This window comes from Celeribacter ethanolicus, from assembly GCF_001550095.1.
In the GTDB taxonomy this organism is placed as follows: Bacteria; Pseudomonadota; Alphaproteobacteria; order Rhodobacterales; family Rhodobacteraceae; genus Celeribacter; species Celeribacter ethanolicus.
On the sequence record NZ_LRUC01000004.1, the window covers coordinates 1 to 24,424 of the forward strand.

Sequence of the window (24,424 nt, forward strand, 5' to 3'; positions counted from 1 at the left end):
TACCCGTGTCAAAGACCGGTTCGATCTGCACCCCGAGCGTTTGATCGCAGACACAGCTTATGGATCAGGCCCAATGCTGGGTTGGCTGGTTGAGCGTGAGATTGCGCCGCATATTCCCGTCATCGACAAGGCGGGGCGCAGCGACGGCACTTGGTCACGCGCGGAGTTCGAATGGGACGCGGAGAATGATCAGTATATCTGCCCCGAAGGTCACGAACTGAAGCAGTTCCGGCGAAACTACTCCGACCCGAACCGAGGTCCGACCGGCAAAGGCACAGCCCGCTATCGAGCTTTGAAGGAGGTTTGCCAAACCTGTCCATCGAAACCAACTTGCTGCCCGAATGCAGAAGCCCGCAAAATCACCCGCGAAGAACACGAAGACGCCCGCCAAGTTGCCCGTGATATCGCCAAAACCCACCAATACGATATCTCGATGAAGCTCCGAAAGAAGGTCGAGATGCTCTTCGCGCATCTCAAACGAATTCTTGGCCTGAACCGGCTCAGGTTACGTGGACCCTGCGGCGCAAATGACGAATTCCTCCTCGCCGCAACCGCCCAAAACCTCCGTAAACTGGCCAAGATCTTTCCTGCGCCGCAGCAACCGCGAAAAGCCTGAAAAGAAAGGCGCTCACGCCCATTCGGGAACCGCAAATTCTGCGCTCGCAAACATCAGTTTTTCAACAGAATCGGCGGTCAGCAGAGTGCCGATTTGGGATTGCTAATCGTTTCGGCTGTCGAATGCCTCACTAAGGCTGCGGATATGAATGCCCAACTTCCGCGCTACTTCCAACGTGGCGGCGATGCCCTGCGTTGATAGATTGAGGTCGCACAAAGACGGAGCGATCAGTTCCGAATTCGCACTCATGGAGTAGAGCCAGACGGGCGGTGCATTTGGCTCTTCTGGGTCGGTCGTGAAAATCTGATCCGTCGGAATGCCTTCTGCTTCGAGCCGCGCAATCGCGAGTTGCCGATCCTCCGCGTTTCGCACTCCAGAGATCACGCCATAGCAGTTTGCGGACATTGGAGGCCTTTCGGAAAGAGCTGAAAACAGTGTTTGTTTGTTTTGGACCTGCGGAACAGCTACTATATCTTGTGTCTCAGAATTTTCTTGACACTGAGATGCACGTTTATGCTCCAAAAATGCACTCTTATGGTCCAATGACAACATTGGGGAAATTGGTGGAGTCGATCGGGATCGAACCGACGACCTCGTCATTGCGAACGACGCGCTCTCCCAACTGAGCTACGACCCCACTTGCGTCGATGATTTGAACTTTTTGCACCGGGATGTCAAGCACCCCGGTACGCAAAGCTCAGGCCGGCAATTTGCCATTCTGCTCCACGAAAGCGACAATATCGCGGGCCGGACGCGCACCGGCGATGCGGGCCACTTCCTTGCCGCCCTGATAGAGGATCAGCGCCGGAATGCCGCGGATGCCGTTTTTCATCGAGACGGTCGGGTACTCCTCGGTGTTGATCTTGGCGAAGCGCGCCTTGCCTTTCAGCGCCTCGGCGGCCTTCGCGAACTCCGGCGCCATCATCCGGCACGGCCCACACCACGGCGCCCAGAAATCGACGAGCACCGGAAGATCGTCCTTTTTCGACAGCGCATTCAGCGTCTTCGGATCCAATTCCGACACTTTCCCTGCCATCAAAGGCTCGCCACAGGTGCCGCATTTCGGCCCGGCCGAAAGCTTTGCCACAGGTACACGGTTGACCTGACCACAAGTCGGACAGGCAAGCTTCACATCGGTCTTGTCAAGAATGGCGGCCATGGCCTGCCTCCTTTTCATATTCAGGTTAAAGAATATATGTACCCTGACGGAACCCGGTTCAAGAGGCCAAAATGACACCTTTCCGAGACATCGCCCCCGCCGAGCAGGCCCGCCTGCGCGAAGCCTACGCCGAAGAGATGGCACGGCAAACCAATACCTGTTCGATGGATGAGAAAATCGCGCGGTTCAACGCATGGCTTGAGCCGCAGGGCATCTCGTTTTCCGAAGACGACATGCGGCCCAAGAGCCGCTGATCATTCCGCCGCTTCGATATAGCTTTCGGGCGGCGGGCAGAGGCAGATCAGGTTGCGGTCGCCATAGGCGTTATCGACTCGCCCGACCGGCGGCCAGTATTTGTCGACACGGAACGCGCCCGGCGGGAAACAGCCCTGTTCGCGCGGATAGGGACGATCCCAGTCGGCGACCAGATCGTTCACCGTATGCGGCGCGTGTTTCAACGGGTTGTTGTCCTGCGGCAGCTCTCCCGCCTCGATCTGCGCGATCTCGTGACGGATCGACAACATCGCCTCGCAGAACCGATCCAACTCGGCTTTCGTCTCGCTTTCCGTCGGCTCAATCATCAGGGTGCCCGGCACCGGGAAAGACATGGTCGGCGCGTGGAACCCGCTGTCGATCAGGCGCTTGGCAATGTCATCGACAGTCACATCCGTGGTCTTCTCAAACCCGCGTGGATCGACGATGCACTCATGCGCCACACGCCCCTGTTTGCCCTTGTAGAGCACAGGGAATGCCGCATCGAGCCGCGCAGCGATATAGTTGGCGTTGAGGATCGCCACTTTCGTCGCCTGCGTGATCCCCTGCCCGCCCATGAGCATGCAATAGGCCCAAGAGATCGGCAGGATGGACGCAGAGCCGAAATTCGCCCCCGACACCGGCCCCATATCGCCCGAGCCGTCCGGCGCACCGGGCAGGAAACGGGCAAGGTGTGCCTTGACGCCGATCGGCCCCATACCGGGACCACCGCCGCCATGCGGAATGCAGAAGGTTTTGTGCAGGTTGAGGTGCGACACGTCCGAGCCGATCTCGCCGGGTTTGGCGAGCCCCACCAAGGCGTTGAGGTTCGCGCCATCGAGATAAACCTGACCACCATATTCATGCGTGATCCGGCAGACCTCTTTCACCGTTTCCTCGAACACACCATGCGTCGAGGGATAGGTGATCATGCAAGCGGCAAGCTTGTCCCCCGCCGCTTCGGCCTTGGCCCGGAAATCATCGAGATCAATGTCGCCATTCTCCGCGGTTTTCACCACAACAACCTTGAGGCCCACCATCTGCGCGGAGGCCGGGTTGGTGCCATGGGCGGACATCGGAATGAGGCAGATATTGCGCCCGCCCTGCCCGTTCGCGCGATGGTAAGCCTGAATGGTCAAAAGGCCCGCATATTCCCCCTGCGCGCCGGAGTTCGGCTGCATCGACATGGCGTCATAACCGGTGATCTCGCAGAGCTTCGCGGAGAGATCGTCGATCATATAGCGATAGCCCTCGGACTGGTCCTCCGGCGCGTAGGGGTGGATCGCGTTGAACTCCGGCCATGTGATCGGCATCATCTCAACGGCGGCGTTCAGCTTCATCGTGCAGGACCCCAGCGGGATCATCGCGCGGTCGAGCGCCAGATCGCGATCGGCAAGGCGGCGCATATAGCGCATCATCTCGCCCTCGGCCCGGTTCATGCCGAAAATCGGATGTTCGAGATAGGCGGTTTTGCGGAGAAGCGCCTCCGGAAAACCAAGCCCCGGAAAGCCTTTCGGCACCTTCGCCTCATGCCCGAAGGCGCGCCAGACTTTCGCGATCACCTCGTCATCGGCCATCTCATCCATGGCGATGGCGATGCGATCCTTGCCCACCTTGCGCAGGTTCAGGCCTTCGGCCACGGCAGAGCGCAGGATGACGCCCTGCATCGCGCCGACCTCGACCGTGATCGTGTCATAGAAGGCCTCGGGTGCAACTTTGAAGCCCTCGGCCTTAAGCCCCTCGGCGAGTTTCACGGCTTTCGCATGGATCTGTTCGCCAATGGCGCGCAAGCCCTGCGGGCCGTGGAAGACCGCATAAAACGACGCCATGACGGCCAGCAAGGCCTGCGCTGTGCAGACGTTGGACGTGGCCTTTTCGCGGCGGATATGTTGTTCGCGGGTTTGAAGCGACAGGCGGTAAGCGCGGTTGCCGCTGGCATCCACAGACACACCAACGATGCGCCCGGGCATCGACCGTTTCATCTCGTCTTTGCAGGACATAAAGGCGGCATGCGGCCCGCCAAAGCCCATCGGCACACCAAAGCGCTGCGCCGAGCCGACGGCAATATCGGCCCCCATCGCGCCCGGTTCTTTGAGCATGGTCAGCGCCATCAGATCGGTCGCCATGACCGCCACGGCTTTGACCTCATGCAGCGCGGCAATCTGGGCGGTGAAATCCTGCACATCGCCGTAGGTGCCGGGATATTGGAAGATCGCGCCGAAGACATCTGCGGGCACCAAAGCGCGAGGGCTCCCGATGATCAGCTCGATCCCCAGAGGGGCGGCGCGGGTTTTCATCACCTCGATGTTCTGCGGGTGACAGTTTTCGTCGATGAAAAACGCCTTGGCCTTCGATTTCGCAACACGCTGCGCCATGGTCATCGCCTCGGCGCAGGCGGTGGCTTCGTCCAGGAGAGACGCATTGGCGACCGGCAGGCCGGTGAGGTCGCTGACCATGGTCTGGAAGTTCAGCAAAGCCTCCAACCGCCCCTGGGCGATCTCCGGCTGGTAGGGCGTGTAGGCCGTGTACCAGGCCGGATTTTCCAAGATATTGCGCTGGATCGCGGGGGGCGTGGCCGTCCCGTAAAACCCCTGCCCGATCAGCGAGGTCATCACGAGGTTCTTCTTGGCCACCTTGCGGATATGGCCCAAGACCTCATGCTCGGTCATCGGCGCCCAGTCGAGCGGGCTCATCTGGCGGATCGCCATCGGCACGGTTTCGTCGATCAATGCATCGAGCGAGCGCGCACCGATCACCTTCAGCATCTCTTCCATCTCCTCAGGAGAGGGGCCGATGTGACGGCGGTTGGCGAAATCATAGGGGTTATAGGTCGACGGGGTATAGGCCACGATCTGCGTTCCTCAGCCGATAAAGTCTTTGTATTCCGCTTCCGACATAAAGTCGTCGAGCGCGGACATGTCCTCGATCTTCATCTTGAAGAACCACGCATCGCCCATCGGGTCTTCGCCCACCTTGCCCGGATCGTCCGCGAGCGGCGAATTCACTTCGACGATCTCGCCATCCAGCGGCGCCAGGATGTCGGAGGCAGCTTTCACGCTTTCGATCACCACAACCTCGTCGTCCTTCGACACGGTAGTGCCTTCCTCCGGCAGTTCGACGAACACCACGTCGCCCAGTTGCTCGGCGGCGTGTTCCGTAATGCCGACGACGACCAGATCGTCCTCGACGCGGAGCCATTCGTGTTCTTCGGTGAATTTGATATCAGCGGCCATAGTTTGGTCCCTATAGAGTTTAGCGTTTGTAAGTGGAGGTGCGGAACGGCATCGGCGCGACCGTCACGGGAAGACGTTTACCGCGCAGTTCCGCAAAGATTTCGGTGCCGTTTTCAGAAAGTGAGACGGGCAGATAACCCATGGCGACGGGGCGTTCGACCGAGGGGCCGAAGCCGCCGGAAGTGATCTCGCCGATCTGGTCGGCACTCTCGGCGGTTGCATAAAGCGGCGTGCCTTCGCGCATCGGCGCGCGGCCCTGAGGCAAGAGGCCCACGCGTTTGCGCTCTGCCCCACCCAGCAACTCCGAGAGGATGCGCTCCGCCCCGGGAAAACCGCCTTCGCGCGCGCCACCGGAGCGGCGGACCTTCTGGATGGCCCAAGCGATATTGGCCTCGACCGGAGAGGTGGTGGTGTCGATGTCATGGCCGTAAAGGCAGAGCCCGGCTTCCAATCGCAGGCTGTCGCGCGCGCCAAGCCCGATGGGCTCGACCTCGTCCATCGCGACAAGTTTCTCTGCGACGTCAGACGCAAGCCCGGCGGGGATCGAGATTTCGAACCCGTCCTCGCCGGTATAGCCGGAGCGCGAAATCCACCATTCGACGGTATCGACGGTGATCCGCACCGAATCCATGAATTTCAACTCCGCGACCAGCGGCACCAGACGCGCCAGCGCCACCTCGGCCATCGGGCCTTGCAGCGCCAAAAGCGCGCGGTCGGTGATCTCGGTCACATGGACATGATCCGGCAGGCTGGCATTGAGATACGCGATGTCCTCTGCCTTGCAGGCCGCATTGACCACCAGAAACAACCCGTCCCCAGTGTTCGAAATCATCAGATCGTCGAGGATGCCGCCGGTCTCATTGGTGAAAATCCCATAGCGCTGCCGCGCCGGTTTCAGCCCCAAAACATCAACGGGCACAAGGCTTTCCAGCGCCAATGCCAGCGCCTCGAACCCTTCGGTCGAGGTGAGCATCACCTGCCCCATATGCGACACGTCGAACAGCCCGGCGGCCGCGCGCGTATGCAGATGCTCCTTCATCACGCCCAGCGGGTATTGCACCGGCATCTCATAGCCCGCGAACGGCACCATCTTGGCGTCCTGCGCGAGGTGAAATTCATAAAGCGGCGTGCGGTTCAGATCAGTCGTCAAATCGGTCATAGCGTCCCTTTGCATCTCGCCGACGCAACTCGGCATCGTGACACAGGTGTCCCTGCGGATGCCCCCTCTGTCTTGGTGCCTGAGATCGTTATCCCTTCGGCGGAGGCAAAAACCCCTCTCTCCAGAGTGTTGACCGCGCGAAGGTCCGTTTACCTGAGAGTTTCCCGGGGCGGTTGCTCCTTCGGTAGGGGAGCCCCTTCTCCCAACGCACGATTTTCGGCGACGTTATGCGAGGGCAGGATTCGGGGCAAGCCGGAAATATTTCCGATAGGAAACTTACGACATTTCGACAGTAAAAAGCCGCCATGCGGGAATTCCCGAGGCGGCCTTTTGTGTATTTTTGAACAGACGCGCTTAGAGCATCGGCTTTTTCTGCAAAAGCGGAAGGACATTGGACATATCCGGACCATGCGCCATCCCGGTCACGGCCTTGCGCAGCGGCATGAACAGACCCTTACCCTTACGGCCCGTCGTTTCTTTCACAGCCGTCGTCCACTCTTTCCAGCTCTCGGCTGTGTAGGGCGGTTCGGGCAACATGGCGAAAGCCTCGGCGATGAAGTCTTTATCCTCGTCATCCACCAGCGGCTCGGCGCCGTCGCGGAACAGCTCCCACCACCCGGCCATATCGGCTTTGACGGTGATGTTCTCACGCACGACGGTCCAGAACGGCTCTGCGATCTCGGCGGGTACGCCAAGGGCGGCCACATCTTCGGCAACCTCAGAGAAGGGCTTCGAATGGTTGATCTGCGAGGTCAGAGCAAAGAGATCCTGACTGTCGAATTTCGTGGGCGCAGCACCGAATTGCGACAGATCGAATCCTTCGATCAGCTCGTCCATCGAGGTACGCAGTTCGACCGGCTGCGACGAGCCAAGCCGCGCCATCAGCGACAAAAGCGCCATCGGCTCAACGCCTTGCGCCCGCAGGTCACGCAGGGACAAGGTGCCGAGACGTTTCGACAAGGCCTCGCCATGCGGGCCGGTCAGAAGCGAGTGGTGCGCAAAGGACGGCACGGTGCCGCCAAGTGCTTCGATGATCTGGATCTGCGTCGCCGTGTTGGTGACGTGGTCCGCGCCTCGCACGATGTTGGTCACACCGAAGTCGATGTCATCGCAGACGGAGGCGAGCGTATAGAGGAACTGACCATCGGCACGGATCAGAACCGGATCGGAGACGGAGGCGGCGTCGATGGAGATCGGCCCCAGAATGCCGTCTTCCCAGTCGATCCGTTGCTGATCGAGCTTGAAGCGCCACACACCATTGCCGCGCTCGGCGCGCAGCTTGTCTTTCTCTTCGTCCGTGAGCGCCAAAGCGGCCCGGTCATAAACCGGCGGCTTGCCCATATTGAGCTGTTTCTTGCGCTTCAGGTCCAGTTCGGTCGGCGTCTCGAACGCCTCGTAGAACCGGCCCTTGTCACGCAGCTCCTGCGCCGCTTCCTCGTAACGGTCCAGACGCTCGGACTGCTTCTCAAACCGATCCCAGGTAAAGCCCAGCCATTCGAGATCTTCGAGCACGCCATCGGCATATTCCTGCGTCGAGCGCACCTGATCCGTATCGTCGAGACGCAGGATGAACTGCCCGCCCGCTTTCCGCGTCAGCAGATAGTTGAACAGCGCCGAGCGCAGGTTGCCGATATGGATAAAGCCCGTGGGAGAGGGCGCGAAACGTGTGACGATCATTTTCTGTCTCCTGTTGCGCTCCCTCTTTCATATCACGCCTCAAGAGTCCATATCGGGTGCAGTCTGACACAGGAAATCACGGAAATTCGAATGGGAACCGCCGCCATGACATCACCGCTTCTCGAGGCCTGCGCCCCCGATCTCGATGTGATCGAGGACATCGCGCGGACGACCATGTCCGATCTGCCCCCGGCATTCAAAGTGCTTGCCTCGAACGTGGCGCTGACCGTGATGGATTTCGCGCCCGAAGATTTGCTGGCCGAGATCGGCATCGAGGACCCGTTCGAGTTGACCGGGCTTTATACCGGCATTCCGATGACCGAGAAATCCACGATGGATCAGCCGATGTCCCCCGACACGATCTGGCTGTTCCGTCGTCCGATCCTCGATGAATGGTGCGCGCGGGGCAATGTGACCCTGGCGCAGATGGTGGCCCATGTCACCGTGCATGAGCTGGCGCATCACTTCGGCTGGTCGGACGAGGACATCGCCACGATTGATAAATGGTGGGAATACGACTGACAGGCACCACCTGACGCAAATGTCATTCGCCACCCGGCTCTCTGTGCTATCCTCTTGGGAAATCAATTCCGAAACCGGCCATTTCAACCCCGGAGGACGCATCCATGAAGACTTCTCACCCGACCAGCCCTCATCTGTCCCGCCGCCACCTTTTGCTGGGTGCCGCCAGCCTGCCCATGGCCACGGCCCTGCCCTTTGCCGCCCGTGCCGAAGCGCCGATGATGGGCGCGGGCATGGCCCCTTACCGCCGTTTCAAACTCGGGGCGTTCGAGGTCACGACGCTCCTGGCGGGCACCCGCACCGTACCCGATCCGCATACGATCTTTGGCCTCAACGCCACAGACGAGGAATTTGCCGCCGCCTCCGAGGCTAATTTCATCCCGCCCGAGGCCGCGCAATTCTTTTTCACGCCGACACTCGTGAACACCGGTTCCGAACTGATCCTGTTCGATACCGGGCTTGCGCCGGATGGCATCGTCACGGCGTTGGCCGCCGCCGGGTACACGCCCGATCAGGTCGACCGCGTGGTCATCACCCATATGCATGGCGACCACATCGGCGGGATTTATGCCGAGGCCCCGGTCTTCGCCAATGCCGCCTATTCCACAGGCTCCGTGGAAATGGATTACTGGGATATGTCCGGCAATGACGGCTTCGAGGCCAAGATCCGCCCGCTTCAGGACCAGTTCGACCTGCTCGAAGAGGGCTCCGAAGTTGTCTCCGGCATCACCGCCATGGAGGCCTTCGGCCATACCCCCGGCCATCTGGCGTTTCATCTCGAAAGCGAAGGCAAACGCCTGATCCTCGGCGCAGATTTCGCCAATCATTACGTCTATTCGCTCGCCCATCCCGACTGGGAGGTGCTCTATGACGTCGACAAACCCACCGCAGCCCAGACCCGGCGCAAGCTGCTCGACATGATGGCCGCCGACCGCGTCCCCTTCATCGGCTATCACATGCCCTTCCCCGCTCTGGGCTATGTGCGCGCGCAAGACAGCGTTTTCGAATATGTCCCCGCCAGCTATCAAACCATGATCGAGAGCTGATCAAAGCCTGAGCGTTCGGGCCCGGTGTTGCGCAAAAACCAGACGCCGGACCTGAACCATCTGCGTTCCATCGGGGCTGTTAACGCTACCCGGGGTAGGCTAGGGTCGCGAAGCATGTGAATCATGCCTCTGACACAAACCTCCTGTAGGGGCCTCGGGAACAGGCTGCGGCAGATAGAATACGGTTGGCGAAAAATGGTCCAGATTCTGACAATTACCCTGAACCCGACGGTGGACCTCTCCACCGCAACGCCCGCCGTCAGCGCCGGCCCCAAGCTGCGCTGTACCAACCCGGAGGCCGATCCGGGCGGCGGCGGCATCAACGTGTCGCGCGCGATCAAATTCCTCGGCGGCGAAAGCACCGCCTTCACCGCAGTGGGCGGCGAAACCGGTGCGACTCTCCTGCGGCTTCTGGCCGAGGAACATGTGCGCTTCACCGCCTTCTCCGTCACCGGCGGCGCCACCCGGCAATCCATCGCCGTGACCGAACAGGAGACCGGCAAGCAATATCGCTTCGTCATGCCCGGGCCGTATTGGCATCACGAGATGGTGGACGAATCCCTCAACGCCATCGTGCAGGCCGCACCTCTGGGCGGTGTCGTCGTACTCTCCGGCTCGCAACCGCCGGGCGTGCCGATGGATTACCCCGCGCGCCTGTCGCGGGCGCTTGCGGCCAAGGGTGTCCAGCTTTTCGTCGACACTTCCGGCAAGCCGCTGCATGAGCTAACCAAGAACCCCGCGAACCCCTATGTGCTGCGGATGGACGATGTCGAGGCCGAAGACCTTGCGGGGCGCAAACTCCCGACGCGCAAGGACACCGCCGATTTCGCCAGTGAACTCGTGGCGCGCGGTGTGGCGGAAAACGTCATCGTCGCCCGGGGCGCCGACGGGTCGACCCTTGTGAACAAGGACGGGCGCTGGCACGCCTCGCGCGCCATTTCCGCCGAAGAGGTGGTCTCCCCCGTGGGTGCCGGCGACAGTTTCGTCGGCGCGTTTTCTCTTGCGCTTACCCGTGGAGACACGATGCAGGAAGCGCTGCGCTTCGGGACCACGGCGGCCTCTTCCGCCGTGATGTCCCCAGGCACGCAACTTTGCACCAAAGCGCAGGTCGACCAGCTTCTGCCCGGCTGCGAACTGGTCGATCTCTGAACCCGTTACGCGCCCTCAGCGGAGGCCAGAGCCAACCCGTCGACCACCGCCGTGAAGGCTTCCCCCCGCAGCGCACGAGCAGCGGGCAACACGGTCTCGCAGGCCTTTTCCACCACATGCATCAGAGACGACCCGCCCACGTAAACCACGGCCCCCACCGCCTCCGGTGACAGGGCCGCACGGCTCAACGTCTCCGAAATCGCCTCCTCAAGCTCGGCGCGATACGCGGCAAGATCTTCGGCCAAAGCCTCCGGCGTCAGCCCCGCAGACAGGCCCTTTTCCAACAAAGACAGGTCGATCTCCGCCGCCTTGCCGCCGTTCGCCACGATCTTCGCCGCCTCGACCGCGAAGGCCACGTCATGGCCCAGCTCCGCCTCGATCACCTCGACCAGCCGCCCGAGCTTCTCAGGCTCGACCGCGTGGCGTTCGAGATCGCGCACTTTCATCAGGGTCTCGCGAGTGTAGAGAAACGGAATTTTCTGCCAACTCGCCAGATCGTTAAAAATCTGCGTCGGCATCGGCAAAAGCCCCTCGCCCAGCGTGCGCGTGAGTTGTGATCCCATACCAAGAAGCGGCATGGCATGAGCCAGACTCAGCGCCCGGTCGAAATGCGTGCCGCCCAGACGAATACCATGGGAGGCGAGAATCTCGACCTGCCCTTTGTCTTTGCGAAACAGGGTAAAATCCGAGGTGCCGCCGCCGATGTCGACCACCAGCCCGATCTCACCGGGTTTCAGATCCTGAGAGGCCAGCGCCGCCGCCTCGGGTTCCGCCATGAAGCGGATGCGTGTGAACCCGGCCATCTCATAGGCCTCACGCAGATCGCGTTCCGCCTGCGCATCGCGATCCGGATCTTTCGAATGGAAATGCACCGGGCGACCGGACACGACGCCCGTGACCGGCTGGCGAAGTTGATCTTCGGTGCGCTGTTTCAGCGTCGCAAGGAACTGCGCGATGACCTCCAGAAGGCTCTGGCGTTTGCCACCAATGGGACGGGTTTCGCGCAGAAGCGGCGTGCCGAGAACGGATTTGAGCGCCCGCATGTAGCGGCCTTCCTCGCCGTCGATCAGCGCCCTGTTTGCCGCCGATCCAAGCCGCATATTGCCGCGCGGATCGAAAAACACCGCCGTGGGCAGGGTTTTCTCACCGGGCTCCAGCTCCACAAGCCAAGGCGTGCCGTTGACCGCAAGGCCCAGCGCAGAATTCGAGGTGCCGAAGTCGATGCCAACCGTGAGTTCCATAGCGCGCCTCCTTATCAGAAAGCGCGCTGTCTAACGATCCCCTTGCGCAAGGACAAGAGGCCATCGTGACAGCCTCCTCGCGCTAAGGTTAATCAGATTAAGGTTAACGCGAGGAAGAGAGGCGTCGTGAGGTCCGTCGACAGGGCAACCGTGAAAGGATCAACTCGGGTCGCGCCAGCGGCTTGCGATCGGGTAGCGACGATCCAACCAGAAGGCGCGCGGCGTCAGGCGGGTGCCCGGCGCGGATTGGAAGCGTTTATACTCGGAGATATAAAGCAGATGCTCCACGCGTTTCACGGTCGCCCGGTCAAAGCCTGCCTCCACCAGATCGGCGACGCTTTCCTCGCGATCCACCAGACCTTCGAGGATCGCATCCAGCACCTCATAGGGCGGCAGGCTGTCGTCATCGCGCTGATCCGGGCGCAGCTCCGCCGAGGGCGGTTTGTCGATGATCGTGACGGGAATGGCCTCGCCCTCCGGGCCTTTCATCCAGTCGCGATGATTGGCATTGCGCCAGCGGCATTGCTCGAAGACGCGCGTTTTGTAGAGGTCTTTGATCGGATTATAGCCGCCGTTCATATCGCCATAAATCGTGCAATAGCCGACCGCGACCTCAGATTTATTGCCTGTTGTCAGCAACATAGAGCCGAACTTATTGGACAGCGCCATGAGCAAAAGCCCGCGAAGACGCGACTGGATGTTTTCCTCGGTCGTATCAAACGGCAGATCGCCAAAGATCGGCGCGAGCGTGTCGGTGATCGCATCGCGGCCCTGAGAAATCGGCACAAAGTCATAGCGACAGCCCAGACGATTGGCGATGTCCTTAGCGTCATCCAGCGAGTCTTGGGACGTGTATTCCGACGGCAGCATCACGCAGTGAACATTCTCGGCGCCCAGCGCATCGGTGGCAATCGTGGCGACAATCGCCGAGTCGATGCCGCCGGACAGGCCCAGAACGACCTTTTTGAACCCGGTTTTGCCAAGATAATCGCGCAGGCTCTCAACCATGGCGCGATAGTCCTGCTCCCATTCATCCGGCTGAGGGGTCACCTCGCCCTCGAGCGCCACCCAGTGCCCGTCGGCTTTCTCGAAATCCACATGGCGCAACTCTTCGCCAAAAGCCGGAAGGATATGCGCCGGTTTGCCGTGACGATTAAGCACGAAAGAGCCGCCGTCGAAAACCTGATCGTCCTGCCCGCCGACCATATTCAGGTACACCAGCGGCACGTCATTCTCGACCACACGCGACACCATATGCGTGAGCCGCGTGTTGAATTTGTTGCGATAATAGGGCGAGCCGTTGGGCACGATCAGAATCTCCGCCCCGCTTTCAACCTGCGCTTCGGCGACATCCTCGTACCAGGCATCTTCGCAGATCGGCGAGCCGATGCGCAGCGGGCCGATGGCATAGGGGCCTTCGATGGGACCGGAGGCAAAGAGGCGCACCTCATCGAAAACCTTGTAATTCGGCAGGTGATGTTTGCGCAGCACCTGCTTGACGCGGCCCTCGGCCAGAATCCAATAGCCGTTGTAAAGCGCATCACCGTAGGAATAGGGCGCACCGACCCCGATGGCGGGACCATCGACCGTCAGAGCGGCCAGTTCCTCGGCCTTGGCCATCGCCGTATTCACCAAAGCCGGCTTCATCACCAGATCCTGCGGCTGATAGCCAATGAGGAACAGCTCCGGGAAAACGATCATATCCGCGCCCGCCGCCTTGGCCTCGGCATGGGCGTCACGCACCTGCTCCGCATTGGCGTCGATCGCGCCCACGGTCGGATTGAGCTGGGCAAGGGTAAGGCGGAAAGTCTCGGTCATGGCACTCATGCTTTCTGGCCGCTCGGGCGTCCTGATATATCACGTCCTGATTTAGCAGAATGACGCCTAAGGGAAAGCCGGTCACGGGAAAAACATTTGAAGCCCGCAGTCCAAGCCCCTAGTCTGGCGCCGACCGAAGCCGCCCACCTCGGCGCGAGAGCACCCAAGGCAGGCACCGGACCGAATTATCTGGGATGGGACAGATTACAGTGACACGGATGCGCATTACGCTGACCGCGGCGACCCTGATCGGGCTGTCGAACCTGACGGCAACACCACTTCTGGCACAGGACGACCGCCCAGTGGAAACCCACCAGTTCGACGAAGGCGGGATTTACGAAGGCACCTTCAAGGACGGGTTGCAGGACGGGGTCGGCACCTACCGCTTGCCGAACGGGTTCGAATACACCGGCGAATGGGTGATGGGCGAGATCAAGGGACAGGGCCTCGCGCGGTTCACCGACGGCTCGGTCTATGAGGGCGCTTTCGCCAAGGGCAAACCCGACGGATTCGGCAAAATCACCTATGCCGATGGCGGCACCTACGAAGGCGACTGGGTCGCGGGCGAGGCCACCGGGTCGGGTGTGGCGGTCTATGCCAATGGCGTGAAATACGAAGGCGGGTTTCTCGCCGCCAAACATCACGGCCAGGGCCGGATGCAAAGCCCGACGGGTTATGTCTACGAAGGCGCCTGGGTCAATGGCGTCAAGGAGGGCAAGGGCAAGATCACCTATCCCGAAGGCGCCACTTACGACGGCGAAATGGCGCGCGACATGCGCCACGGACAAGGCATCCTGACCACCGACGAGGGCATGGTGCTCGACTGCAACTGGGTCGACAACCAGTGCAACGGCACAGGCAAGATCACCCAACCCAACGGCGATGTCTACGAAGGCGAGCTGGTGGCCGGGAAGCGTCAGGGCATGGGCAAGGTGACCTATGCCAATGGCGACATCTACGAGGGCGCCTTCGACGACGACAAGCGCCACGGCCAAGGCACGTTCACCGGCTCGGACGGCTATCTCTACACCGGCGAATGGGTCAACGGCCGGATCGAAGGCCAAGGGCAGGTCACCTATCCGGATGGCTCGGTCTATGTCGGCCAGTTCAAGGACGACCTGTCTCATGGCAAAGGCAAGATCACCTACCCGAACGGCACCACCTATGAGGGCGACTGGCTTTATGGCGTCCCGGAAGGCGAAGGTGTTGTGAATTATACCGGCGGGCTGTCCTATGAGGGTGCGTTCAAGAATGCCCAGAGCCACGGTTTCGGCAAGATGACCTATGCCGACGGCTTCGTCTACGAAGGCGACTGGGTCGAGGGCCAGCGTCAGGGCAAGGGCAAAGGCACCTACCCCGACGGCACAGTCTACGAGGGCGATTATGTCGCCGGCAAACGCCATGGCATCGGCACCATCGTCATGGCCACGGGCTTCACCTACACCGGCGAATGGCAGGACGGCGAAATTCAGGGGCGCGGCAAGGCGGTCTACGCCAATGGCGACAGCTACGAAGGCCTGTTCGTCGCGGGCAAGGCCAACGGCCGCGGCACCATCACCTACAAGGACGGCCGCGTGGTTTCCGGCGACTGGGTCGACGGTGCGCTGGTCTCCGAGGATGCCGCTCCGGCGGAAACCACCGCCGAAGACGCACCCGCAGACGCTGAGTAACCCGAACCGGAACGCACGACATATCACGAAAAAGGCGGCCCATCCCGGCCGCCTTTTCTTGTTCCAAAACCCTCCCGACGCCGGACCTCAAGGCCATATGTCGGGAGGGACCGATCCATGTGCGGATGGATCAGGGTTTCAGCTTGTTGACCTTCATAATTTTCATGATCATGCGTTCGTAGAACGGTTCGGACACGCCGCGTTTCACCTTGCGCATGAAGTACCACTCGAAGCCGAGTTTCGCCCAGTGCACCCATTTGCCGTGACCCGCCCAGTTGACGTTGCGCGGCGGATTCTGCGGCATCGCCAAAAAGGCCGCACCACCGTCGCCGAAATCCGCCAAACAAAGCGCGTTCCAGGAGGCGAGGTTCTTCGGCTCTTCGCCCTTCATGATCAGCGGGATGTTATGCGCGGTGGCGGTCACCATGGATTCGATCATGAACCCGGTTTTCGGCACGCCGGTCGGGATCACGGTCGGCTCCGTCGGCGCGATGGCGATACAGACCCCGATACCGAAGATATTCGGATAGGTCGGGTTGCGCTGGAATTCATCGACGATGACAAAGCCGCGCGGGTTCACGAGGCCCTCAACGCCCATCAGCGCCGGAATGCCACGGAAGGCCGGGAGCAGCATGGAATAGGAGAAGGGCAGCTCGTGCTCTTTCACCGGGTTGCCATACTGGTCGTGCTCGGTGACAAAAACCTTGCCGTCTTCGAACTTATTGGTCTTGGCATTGGTGATCCAGCGGATCGACCGATCCCGCATGTAGGATTCGAGCATCCCCTTGGTGTCGCCCACGCCGCCAAGGCCCAGATGGCCGATATAGGGTTCCGGCGTCACAAAGGTCATCGGCACCTTGTCGCGGATCTTGCGGCGGCGCAGGTCGGTATCCATGGTCATGGCATATTCATAGGCCGGACCGAAACAGGACGCGCCCTGCACGGCACCCACGACGATGGGACCGGGATTGGCGCAGAAATCGTCCCACATCGCACCCGACTCGGAGGCGTGTTCGATGGAACAGACGGAATGGGTATAGCCTTCGGGGCCAAAGCCCTCGATCTCGTCAAAGGCCAGCTCCGGACCGGTCGCCAGCACCAGATAGTCATAGGTGACTTCTTTGCCCGAAGCGAGCGTGATCTTGTTTTCCTTCGGATCGAGCGCCACGGCGCCGTCACAGATGAAGTCGATCCCCCGGCGTTTCATCACAGGTTCGAGCTCAATGGTCAGCTCGTCTTTCGTGCGCCAATTGACGCCCGCCCACGGGTTCGAGGGCGTGAACTGGAAATAACTCTTGTTGGAAATGACCGTGATCTTGTCATCCTGGCCCACGGTTTCCTTCAACTCATAGGCCTGAATGGTGCCGCCAAGGCCAGCGCCGAGCACAACGATATGCGCCATAGTCGTATCCCTTCCTTGATGCCTCCGCCTTCCCGGGTCAGCATCCCCGACGGAGTAATATGCAAAATCATAGCACAGGTTTTTGCGTACCGGCTTGATTTATACCCCGGATCGAGTCGGCATACATTTGTATTCAATTTTTTGAATGGGATTGCAAGCCTATTTTGCAAGGCGGCAGCATGCCGCAGAGGCCGGGAATGGAAATAAGGGGTTTTCAACCGCCCCTCACAGGGTATATTCCAGCCCCATGACGACGATGGCTCATATTCCTTCCCAAGCCCTGCGCCCCTGCGCAGCGCCGCGTCATGGCCTTCTTCTTCTTAGCTGCCTCTGAGCGTGCCTTCGGCGCGAGGCTCAGAGGTGACCGCATGCGCCGAGACAGCACAGCCCGAAAGCTAAGAACATCAAGAGAGATTTCAAAATGACCACGACTTCCAAACAGGACCGCGTCCTGATTTTCGACACGACTTTGCGCGACGGCGAACAGAGCCCCGGCGCCACCATGAGCCATAATGAGAAACTCGAGATCGCCGCAATGCTCGACGAGATGGGCGTCGACATCATCGAAGCCGGGTTCCCGATCGCCTCCGAAGGCGATTTCGAAGCCGTCTCCGACATCGCGAAAGCCTCGAAGAACTCCGTCATCTGCGGTCTGGCGCGCGCCAATTTCAAGGACATCGACCGCTGCTGGGAGGCCGTGAAACACGCGGCCCAACCGCGCATCCACACCTTTATCGGCACCTCGCCCCTGCACCGCGACATCACCGCGCTGTCGATGGACGCCATGGCCGATCAGATCCACGAAACCGTGTCGCATGCCCGCAACCTGACCGACAACGTGCAATGGTCACCGATGGATGCGATCCGCACCGAACACGATTACCTCTGCCGTGTCGTCGAGATCGCGATCAAGGCCGGCGCCACCACGATCAACATCCCCGATACCGTCGGCTACACCATCCCGCGCGAAAGCGCCGACATCATCCGCATGCTGCTGGAACGTGTGCCGGGGGCCGACGAGGTGGTCTTCGCGACCCACTGCCACAACGATCTGGGCATGGCGACCGCCAACGCACTGGCCGCCGTCGAGGCGGGCGCGCGTCAGATCGAATGTACGATCAACGGTCTGGGCGAGCGTGCGGGCAACACCGCGCTCGAAGAGGTCGTCATGGCACTCAAGGTCCGTCACGACGTGATGCCCTATGACACCGGCATCGACACCACCAAGATCATGGGCATTTCCCGTCGCGTGTCGCAGGTCTCCGGTTTCCCGGTGCAATTCAACAAGGCCATCGTCGGCAAAAACGCCTTCGCGCATGAATCCGGCATCCACCAGGACGGCATGCTGAAGAACAAGGAAACCTTCGAGATCATGCGCCCGCAGGACATCGGTCTCGCAGGCACCTCCCTGCCCTTGGGCAAACACTCGGGCCGTGCCGCACTGCGCGCCAAGCTCGAGGACATGGGCTATCCGATGGCCGACAACCAGCTCAAGGACGTGTTCGTCCGGTTCAAGGATCTCGCCGACCGCAAGAAGGAAGTGTTCGACGACGACCTGATCGCCCTGCTGCGCGACGCCGGGGCCGCCGATCAGAACGAGCGCATCAAGGTCAAGTTCCTGCGCGTGATCTGCGGCACCGAAGCGCCGCAATCCGCCGATCTCACGCTCGAAGTCGATGGTGTGGACAAGCAGATCACCTGTCAGGGCGACGGTCCGGTGGATGCGACCTTCAAGGCGATCAAGGAGATTTTCCCCACCACTGCGCGCCTGCAACTCTATCAGGTCCATGCCGTGACTGAAGGCACCGACGCACAGGCCACCGTCTCCGTCCGTCTCGAAGAGGACGGCAAGATCGTCACCGGCCAGAGCTCCGACACCGATACGGTCGTCGCCTCCGCCAAGGCCTATGTCAACGCGATGAACCGTCTCTTGGTCCGTCGCGAAAAATCGGCCCCGGATTCGGACGTCAAAACGGTGAAATACACCGACACCGTCTGACATGGCGCAGCGACCGACCCTGACCCTCACCGGCTGCGAACGGCCCGCGCTGTTCGCACAGGTCATGGCAGATCTGGCCGCCTGCGATCCCGGCGGCTGGCATCTTCATGTCGGCATCGAACCCGGGCCGCAGGCGGCGCATTTCGACCAGATTTGCGCCGCGCACCTGCCGCCCGGCTCCTACACGCTGACGGTGAATCCCACCCGTCTCGGCGTGCTGGAAAATCCGCTGCAAACGCTGGAACGTGCCTTTGCGTCGGGCAGTGCGTTCAATCTGCACCTCGAGGAGGACCTGCGGTTGTCGCCCGACGCCTTGCAGATGGCACTTTGGTATCGCGACAACCGGCGCCCGCATTGGGCAGCACTCAACCTTCTGTGCGGGAGTTGCGGCACCACCGGCTATCTGTCGCGCCCCGACCACCCCGGCCTGCTGACAGAAACCCGCCTGTTCAATTCGCTGGGCTTCGCCACCGACCGGACACATTGGCAGCAGCTTCTCCACCCTGTCTGGAGTGCCCATCGCCTGCCCCGCAGGCAAAGACCGCGCTATTTCGGTGCAATCGGCTGGGACTGGGCGCTGAGCGGGGCGATCCATGAGAACGAGACCCTGCGCGTGGTTCAGCCGATCTGCGCCCGCGCCACGCACATCGGTCACACCGGCACCCATTGCACCCCCGAATTCCAGGACGCCGCCTTCGGCGGGCTGGAGATTTGCGATACCCTCGTCGACAGCTATCGCTGCGTTGCCCCCAAAACCCTGCCGCAGACTGTCCGAAGTCACCTCGGCGCGCTCGAAGATCTGACCCAGACCCGCGCCGATTTCGGACGCTATAAAATGACGCATGTGCCCTCGCGCCTCAAACGCTGGAAGGCCTTATGGCGCTCCAGACATCATCGGACAGGGCAAAACAGGCAATAAGCTGCCGTCGCGTCCCATCGCCCCCCTTTCAACAGCTTGTCAGGCCCCCTATAAGTCTGCCGATACGGGGGGATTCTCCCCTTTTGCGCGCACGACGGGGCTTTGGGACAATATGGCGGGACTGACCGGACTTTTTTCTTCGGACATGGCAATCGACTTGGGCACGGCGAACACGCTGGTCTATGTCAAAGGCAAGGGGATCATCCTCAACGAGCCCTCAGTGGTCGCCTATCACGTCAAGGACGGGCGCAAACAGGTGCTCGCCGTCGGTGAAGACGCCAAGCACATGCTCGGCAAGACCCCCGGCTCGATTGAGGCCATCCGCCCGATGCGCGAAGGCGTGATCGCCGATTTCGACACCGCCGAAGAGATGATCAAACACTTCATCCGCAAGGTTCACAAACGCACGACCTTTTCGAAACCGAAGATCATCGTCTGTGTACCTCAAGGCGCGACGCCCGTCGAGAAACGCGCCATCCGTCAATCCGTTTTGTCCGCCGGTGCCCGCAAGGCCGGTCTGATCGCCGAACCCATCGCCGCCGCCATCGGCGCGGGCATGCCGATCACCGACCCGACCGGCAACATGGTCGTCGACATCGGCGGCGGCACCACCGAGGTCGCCGTTCTCTCGCTGGGCGACATCGTTTACGCGCGTTCCGTGCGTGTCGGGGGCGACCGCATGGACGAGGCGATCATCTCCTACCTGCGCCGTCAACAGAACCTTCTGATCGGCGAAGGCACTGCCGAGCGCATCAAAACCACCATCGGCACCGCCCGCATGCCCGACGACGGGCGCGGCGCCGTGTTGACGATCCGCGGCCGCGACCTCTTGAACGGCGTGCCGAAAGAGATCGAAATCAATCAGGCGCAGGTCGCCGAAGCGCTGGCCGAACCCGTGCAGCAAATCTGCGAAGCGGTGATGCAGGCGCTGGAGACCACCCCGCCCGATCTCGCCGCCGACATCGTCGACCGGGGCGTCATGCTTACCGGTGGCGGTGCGCTTCTGGGCGAACTGGATCTGGCGCTGCGTGAACAGACCGGCCTTGCCATCTCGGTCGCCGACGAGTCACTCAATTGTGTGGCTCTGGGCACCGGCAAGGCGCTGGAATATGAAAAGCAACTCCGGCACGTTATTGATTACGACACCTGAGAGGCTGCGCCACACGCGGCGCGGTTTGGTTGCCTGAGAGGACATCTTGGCCAGAGACAAAGGCACAGCGGATGAGTATGTCCGCCCGATCCGGCGTTTGCTGATCGGGATTCTTTTGCTGTGCCTCATCGGTCTCTTCATCCTCTGGCGGATCGACAGCCCGCGCGTCGAACGACTGCGCGCCAATCTTGTCGACAGGTTCGTGCCCTCGATGGAATGGGCTTTGGTGCCGGTCACCAAAACCATCGGTATGATCGAGAATTTCCAGAGCTATCAACGGCTTTATGACCAGAACCAGGAGCTGCGCAACGAATTGCGCCAAATGCAGGCCTGGAAAGAAGCTGCGCTTCAGCTCGAACAGAAAAACGCCAAGCTGCTTGATCTCAACAATGTCCGCCTCGACCCGCGCTACACCTATGTGACCGGCGTGGTGATGGCCGACAGCGGCTCGCCGTTTCGTCAGTCCGTGCTTCTGAACGTCGGCGCGCGCGACGGCATCGTCGACGGCTGGGCCACGATGGACGGCATCGGCCTTGTCGGGCGCATCTCCGGCGTCGGCCAGAACACCGCGCGGGTGATTCTCCTGACCGACAGCAATTCGCGCCTGCCGGTGACGATCCAGCCCTCCGGCCAACGTGCGATCCTGTCGGGCGACAACTCGATCCGCCCCTCGCTCGATTTCATCGAGACGCCCGAGCTGGTCCGCCCCGGCGACCGGGTGATTTCCTCGGGCGATGGTGGCGTCTTCCCGCCGGGCATCCTGATCGGTCAGGTCGCGAAAGGCCCGGACCGCCGGTTGCGCGTGGTGCTTGCCGCCGATTACGAGCGTCTCGACTACCTGCGCGTGCTGCGCACCCACGAAAGCGAACGGATCACCGATCCCGGCGCGCTGATCCTGCCCGACGGCACCCCGGAAGCAGAGGTCCCGGCGCTCGAAACGGGAGCGGAGGCTGGCGATGGTTGATCCCCGCACCGTCCGCACCCTGTCGTTTCGTGCGGGCTACCTGCTCGTCGCCTTCATTGCCGCGTTCTTCTACCTTTTGCCGATCGAGGTCGGCGCGGGGCATTGGCCCGGGCCGGACCTGATCCTGTCGGTGGCCTTCGCCTGGGTGCTGCGCCGCCCGGATTACGTGCCCGTCTTCCTCTTCGCCCCCGTCATGCTGATGGCCGATTTCATCTTTCTGCGCCCGCCGGGGCTCTGGACCCTGCTCGCCGTTCTCGGTCTCGAATTCCTGCGCCGCCGCGAAGTCACCTCGCGCGACATGCCCTTTGCCGTCGAATGGATGATGGTCGGCGGCGTGATGTTGGCCATGGGCGTGTTGAACCGGCTGGTCCTTGCCATTTTCATGGTCGACCAGACTTCTCTGGGCCTTGCGCTCATGGGCTTGCTTTCCACCCTCCTGAGCTATCCCGTGGTGGTGCTGATCTCGCAATTCCTGCTTGGCATCACGAAAATCAGCCCCTCCGAGGCGGATGAAATGAGGTATGCGCGATGAAACGGACACCCACGGAAACCGCTGCCTCCACCCGCAGGATCAGCCGCCGTGCGCTGTTCCTCGGCGGCTCGCAACTGGCCTTCATGGGCATTCTCGGCCTGCGCATGCGTTACATGCAGGTCGAACAAGCCGATGAATTCCGTCTTCTGGCCGAGGAAAACCGCATCCGCGACTTCCTCCTCGCCCCTGCCCGCGGTCTGATCTACGACCGCAGCGGCACGCTTCTCGCCGAAAACGAACAGACCTTCCGCGTGGTGATCCGCAAGGAGGACGCGGCCGAGCTGGATGCCGTTTTAATGAAGCTCGAAGAGCTGATCGGCATCACGCCGGAGGATCAGGCCCGCGTGCGCAAGGAACTCAAGGATGCCGGTCCCTCCGCCCCCGTGATCATCGCCGACCGTCTGAGCTGGGAAGCCTTCTCGCTGGTCTCCGCCAATGGCCCCGCGCTTCCGGGCGTGACCCCGGAAGTCGGGCTCTCGCGCTATTATCCGTTGCACGAGGATTTCGCCCATCTCGTCGGCTATGTCGGCCCGGTGTCGAGCTATGACATTTCCAAGATGGAAACTGTCGATCCGCTCTACAAGATCCCGAAATTCCAGCTCGGCAAATTCGGCGTCGAGGCAAAACTCGAAGACGTTCTGAAAGGCAAGGCTGGGCTCCGCCGCGTCGAACAGAACGCCTATGGCCGGATCATCCGCGAGCTCGACCGTCAGGAAGGCCAGCCCGGCAACAACATCCAGCTCACCGTCGATCACAAGGTGCAGAATTTTATCCACGCACGTCTGGGCGGCGAGAGTGCTGCCGCCGTGGTGATCGACGTGGAAACCGGCGACATCATCGCCGCCGCCTCCAACCCTGCCTATGATCCGAACCTCTTCGTCCGCGGGATTTCCTCGGCCGATTACAAGGCGCTCCTGGAAAACGACCACCGCCCGCTGCCCGCCAAGTCGGTGCAAGGCTCCTACCCGCCCGGCTCCACCTTCAAGATGGTCACGGCACTCGCAGCCCTCGACAGCGGCACCGTCACGCCCGAGGAAACCGTGCGCTGCCCCGGCTATGTCGAGGTCGGCGGGCGGCGGTTCCATTGCTGGAAACGCGCGGGCCATGGCAACCTCAACCTTGTAGGTTCCCTGCGCCATTCCTGCGACGTCTATTATTATGAGATGGCCCAGCGCACCGGCATCGACAAGATCGCCGAAATGGGCCGCAAACTCGGCCTCGGGCAGGAATACGACCTGCCGCTTTCGGGGATCAATTCCGGCCTGATGCCCGACAAGCAATGGAAACTCGCGAAACGCGGTGCCGAATGGGTGGTGGGCGACAGCCTCAACGCCGCCATCGGACAGGGCTTCGTTCTGGCGACCCCGCTGCAACTCGCGGTGATGACCGCACGCCTTGCCACCAACCGCGAGATCGTGCCCCGCATCGTGAAATCCATCGACGGGGTCGAACAGCCGGTGCTGGGCGGAGGGCCTCTTGAGCTCAACGAAAACATGCTGCGCGCGGTGCGTCAGGGCATGTATGAGGTGTTGAACTCCAACCGCGGCACCGCCTTTGCCTCGCGCATCGCCAATGAAAGCCTGCGCATGGCGGGCAAGACCGGCACCTCGCAGGTCCGCTCCACCGTGGTGAACAACAAGCAAGTGCCCTGGGAACAGCGCGACCATGCGCTTTTCGTCGCCTTCGCCCCCTATGACAAGCCGCGCTATGCGGTGTCCGTCGTGGTCGAACATGGCGGTGGTGGCTCCTCCGTCGCCGCCCCCATCGCCCGTGACGTCATGCTGTTCTCGCTCCACGGCGCGGTGCCGCCGCTGTCGGATTATCCCTCGGCGCAACAGAACACGATCCGCGAACGCTTCCGCGCCCTGCCTCTGATCGGCAATGACGCGGAGCGCGACGAGAGAAGCCAGGCGTGA

The 24,424-nt window shown here is 61.5% G+C and carries 21 protein-coding genes, 1 tRNA gene and 1 riboswitch; of the genes, 12 read left to right on the top strand and 10 right to left on the bottom strand.

All coding sequences use genetic code 11. From position 1 onward, the window contains the following. A partial coding sequence (locus NH195_RS01075) for a transposase (RefSeq protein WP_155846031.1) occupies nt 1-616 on the top strand: 616 nt, incomplete at its 5' end. A gap of 102 nt (nt 617-718) precedes the next feature. Here NH195_RS01075 and NH195_RS01080 read toward each other — a convergent pair. From NH195_RS01080 to trxC, 3 genes are all read right to left on the bottom strand, one after another. Continuing rightward, the gene (locus tag NH195_RS01080) at nt 719-1,138 is read right to left on the bottom strand and encodes a hypothetical protein (protein ID WP_155846051.1); all 420 of its coding nucleotides are present in this window, start codon (nt 1,136-1,138) and stop codon (nt 719-721) included. Between the two features lie 39 nt (nt 1,139-1,177). Next, nucleotides 1,178-1,253, bottom strand: a tRNA-Ala gene (locus NH195_RS01085). A 60-nt stretch (nt 1,254-1,313) separates the two neighbouring features. Further along, nucleotides 1,314-1,775, bottom strand: a complete 462-nt coding sequence (trxC, locus tag NH195_RS01090; RefSeq protein ID WP_066701792.1) for a thioredoxin TrxC — start codon at nt 1,773-1,775, stop codon at nt 1,314-1,316. Between the two features lie 71 nt (nt 1,776-1,846). Here trxC and NH195_RS01095 point away from each other — a divergent pair, with 71 nt between their 5' ends. Beyond that, entirely contained in the window at nt 1,847-2,029 is a 183-nt protein-coding gene (locus NH195_RS01095) for a hypothetical protein (protein ID WP_066701794.1), read from the top strand. On the opposite strand, the gene gcvP is transcribed toward NH195_RS01095, so the two are convergent. From gcvP to gltX, 4 genes are all read right to left on the bottom strand, one after another. Next, nucleotides 2,030-4,876: an aminomethyl-transferring glycine dehydrogenase gene (gene gcvP / locus NH195_RS01100; RefSeq protein ID WP_066701796.1), complete on the bottom strand. Its 2,847-nt coding sequence runs from the start codon at nt 4,874-4,876 to the stop codon at nt 2,030-2,032. A 12-nt stretch (nt 4,877-4,888) separates the two neighbouring features. Then, nucleotides 4,889-5,248 (bottom strand): glycine cleavage system protein GcvH, encoded by a 360-nt coding sequence (gene gcvH / locus NH195_RS01105; protein WP_066702168.1) that lies wholly within the window; start codon nt 5,246-5,248, stop codon nt 4,889-4,891. Nucleotides 5,249-5,279: 31 nt separating this feature from the next. Continuing rightward, on the bottom strand, nt 5,280-6,419 hold the full coding sequence (gcvT, locus tag NH195_RS01110) for a glycine cleavage system aminomethyltransferase GcvT (RefSeq protein ID WP_066701798.1): 1,140 nt from the start codon (nt 6,417-6,419) through the stop codon (nt 5,280-5,282). A gap of 131 nt (nt 6,420-6,550) precedes the next feature. Then, nucleotides 6,551-6,634, bottom strand: a riboswitch (glycine riboswitch). Between the two features lie 139 nt (nt 6,635-6,773). Further along, nucleotides 6,774-8,096, bottom strand: a complete 1,323-nt coding sequence (gltX, locus tag NH195_RS01115) for a glutamate--tRNA ligase (protein WP_066701801.1) — start codon at nt 8,094-8,096, stop codon at nt 6,774-6,776. Between the two features lie 105 nt (nt 8,097-8,201). Between gltX and NH195_RS01120 the strand changes: the two genes are divergently transcribed. The 3 genes from NH195_RS01120 to NH195_RS01130 all read left to right on the top strand — a co-directional run bounded on the left by NH195_RS01120 (nt 8,202) and on the right by NH195_RS01130 (nt 10,813). Then, on the top strand, nt 8,202-8,618 hold the full coding sequence (locus tag NH195_RS01120) for a metallopeptidase family protein (RefSeq protein WP_066702170.1): 417 nt from the start codon (nt 8,202-8,204) through the stop codon (nt 8,616-8,618). 104 nt (nt 8,619-8,722) lie between these two features. Further along, nucleotides 8,723-9,664: an MBL fold metallo-hydrolase gene (locus NH195_RS01125; protein ID WP_066701803.1), complete on the top strand. Its 942-nt coding sequence runs from the start codon at nt 8,723-8,725 to the stop codon at nt 9,662-9,664. A 195-nt stretch (nt 9,665-9,859) separates the two neighbouring features. Further along, a complete protein-coding gene (locus tag NH195_RS01130) occupies nt 9,860-10,813 on the top strand; it encodes a 1-phosphofructokinase family hexose kinase (protein WP_066701805.1) in 954 nt (317 codons plus the stop codon). Between the two features lie 5 nt (nt 10,814-10,818). On the opposite strand, the gene NH195_RS01135 is transcribed toward NH195_RS01130, so the two are convergent. Together NH195_RS01135 and NH195_RS01140 are read right to left on the bottom strand one after the other, a co-directional pair. Beyond that, nucleotides 10,819-12,054 carry an Hsp70 family protein gene (locus NH195_RS01135; protein ID WP_066701807.1) on the bottom strand — a complete coding sequence of 412 codons (1,236 nt, stop codon included), beginning with the start codon at nt 12,052-12,054 and terminating at the stop codon, nt 10,819-10,821. 159 nt (nt 12,055-12,213) lie between these two features. Next, complete coding sequence (locus tag NH195_RS01140) at nt 12,214-13,872, bottom strand: NAD+ synthase (protein ID WP_066702173.1); 1,659 nt, start codon at nt 13,870-13,872, stop codon at nt 12,214-12,216. A gap of 194 nt (nt 13,873-14,066) precedes the next feature. Here NH195_RS01140 and NH195_RS01145 point away from each other — a divergent pair, with 194 nt between their 5' ends. After that, complete coding sequence (locus tag NH195_RS01145) at nt 14,067-15,542, top strand: MORN repeat-containing protein (RefSeq protein WP_420795648.1); 1,476 nt, start codon at nt 14,067-14,069, stop codon at nt 15,540-15,542. A 130-nt stretch (nt 15,543-15,672) separates the two neighbouring features. Here NH195_RS01145 and NH195_RS01150 read toward each other — a convergent pair whose 3' ends face one another. Then, entirely contained in the window at nt 15,673-16,944 is a 1,272-nt protein-coding gene (locus NH195_RS01150) for an NAD(P)/FAD-dependent oxidoreductase (protein WP_066701811.1), read from the bottom strand. Nucleotides 16,945-17,365: 421 nt separating this feature from the next. On the opposite strand from NH195_RS01150, the gene NH195_RS01155 reads away from it, so the two are divergent. The 6 genes from NH195_RS01155 (at nt 17,366) to mrdA (ending at nt 24,424) form a co-directional block, all read left to right on the top strand. Further along, nucleotides 17,366-18,943, top strand: coding sequence for a 2-isopropylmalate synthase (locus NH195_RS01155; RefSeq protein ID WP_066701813.1), 1,578 nt, complete (start codon nt 17,366-17,368; stop codon nt 18,941-18,943). A 1-nt stretch (nt 18,944) separates the two neighbouring features. After that, complete coding sequence (locus NH195_RS01160) at nt 18,945-19,862, top strand: hypothetical protein (RefSeq protein WP_066701814.1); 918 nt, start codon at nt 18,945-18,947, stop codon at nt 19,860-19,862. 112 nt (nt 19,863-19,974) lie between these two features. After that, nucleotides 19,975-21,012 carry a rod shape-determining protein gene (locus NH195_RS01165; protein WP_066701815.1) on the top strand — a complete coding sequence of 346 codons (1,038 nt, stop codon included), beginning with the start codon at nt 19,975-19,977 and terminating at the stop codon, nt 21,010-21,012. 46 nt (nt 21,013-21,058) lie between these two features. Beyond that, nucleotides 21,059-21,976 (top strand): rod shape-determining protein MreC, encoded by a 918-nt coding sequence (gene mreC / locus NH195_RS01170; protein ID WP_066701817.1) that lies wholly within the window; start codon nt 21,059-21,061, stop codon nt 21,974-21,976. Further along, nucleotides 21,969-22,508, top strand: coding sequence for a rod shape-determining protein MreD (locus NH195_RS01175; RefSeq protein WP_066701819.1), 540 nt, complete (start codon nt 21,969-21,971; stop codon nt 22,506-22,508). The genes mreC and NH195_RS01175 overlap by 8 nt, the downstream gene beginning before the upstream one ends. Further along, nucleotides 22,505-24,424: a penicillin-binding protein 2 gene (gene mrdA / locus NH195_RS01180; RefSeq protein WP_066701821.1), complete on the top strand. Its 1,920-nt coding sequence runs from the start codon at nt 22,505-22,507 to the stop codon at nt 24,422-24,424. The genes NH195_RS01175 and mrdA overlap by 4 nt, the downstream gene beginning before the upstream one ends.

Excerpts from the sequence above, each read along its gene's own strand:
- trxC (WP_066701792.1), bottom strand. The coding sequence starts at position 1,775 with ATGGCCGCCATTCTTGACAAGACCGATGTGAAGCTTGCCTGTCCGACT.
- NH195_RS01095 (WP_066701794.1), top strand. The coding sequence starts at position 1,847 with ATGACACCTTTCCGAGACATCGCCCCCGCCGAGCAGGCCCGCCTGCGC.
- gcvT (WP_066701798.1), bottom strand. The coding sequence starts at position 6,419 with ATGACCGATTTGACGACTGATCTGAACCGCACGCCGCTTTATGAATTT.
- gltX (WP_066701801.1), bottom strand. The coding sequence starts at position 8,096 with ATGATCGTCACACGTTTCGCGCCCTCTCCCACGGGCTTTATCCATATC.
- NH195_RS01120 (WP_066702170.1), top strand. The coding sequence starts at position 8,202 with ATGACATCACCGCTTCTCGAGGCCTGCGCCCCCGATCTCGATGTGATC.
- NH195_RS01125 (WP_066701803.1), top strand. The coding sequence starts at position 8,723 with ATGAAGACTTCTCACCCGACCAGCCCTCATCTGTCCCGCCGCCACCTT.
- NH195_RS01130 (WP_066701805.1), top strand. The coding sequence starts at position 9,860 with ATGGTCCAGATTCTGACAATTACCCTGAACCCGACGGTGGACCTCTCC.
- NH195_RS01135 (WP_066701807.1), bottom strand. The coding sequence starts at position 12,054 with ATGGAACTCACGGTTGGCATCGACTTCGGCACCTCGAATTCTGCGCTG.
- NH195_RS01140 (WP_066702173.1), bottom strand. The coding sequence starts at position 13,872 with ATGACCGAGACTTTCCGCCTTACCCTTGCCCAGCTCAATCCGACCGTG.
- NH195_RS01145 (WP_420795648.1), top strand. The coding sequence starts at position 14,067 with ATGGGACAGATTACAGTGACACGGATGCGCATTACGCTGACCGCGGCG.
- NH195_RS01150 (WP_066701811.1), bottom strand. The coding sequence starts at position 16,944 with ATGGCGCATATCGTTGTGCTCGGCGCTGGCCTTGGCGGCACCATTCAG.
- NH195_RS01155 (WP_066701813.1), top strand. The coding sequence starts at position 17,366 with ATGACCACGACTTCCAAACAGGACCGCGTCCTGATTTTCGACACGACT.
- NH195_RS01160 (WP_066701814.1), top strand. The coding sequence starts at position 18,945 with ATGGCGCAGCGACCGACCCTGACCCTCACCGGCTGCGAACGGCCCGCG.
- NH195_RS01165 (WP_066701815.1), top strand. The coding sequence starts at position 19,975 with ATGGCGGGACTGACCGGACTTTTTTCTTCGGACATGGCAATCGACTTG.
- NH195_RS01175 (WP_066701819.1), top strand. The coding sequence starts at position 21,969 with ATGGTTGATCCCCGCACCGTCCGCACCCTGTCGTTTCGTGCGGGCTAC.
- mrdA (WP_066701821.1), top strand. The coding sequence starts at position 22,505 with ATGAAACGGACACCCACGGAAACCGCTGCCTCCACCCGCAGGATCAGC.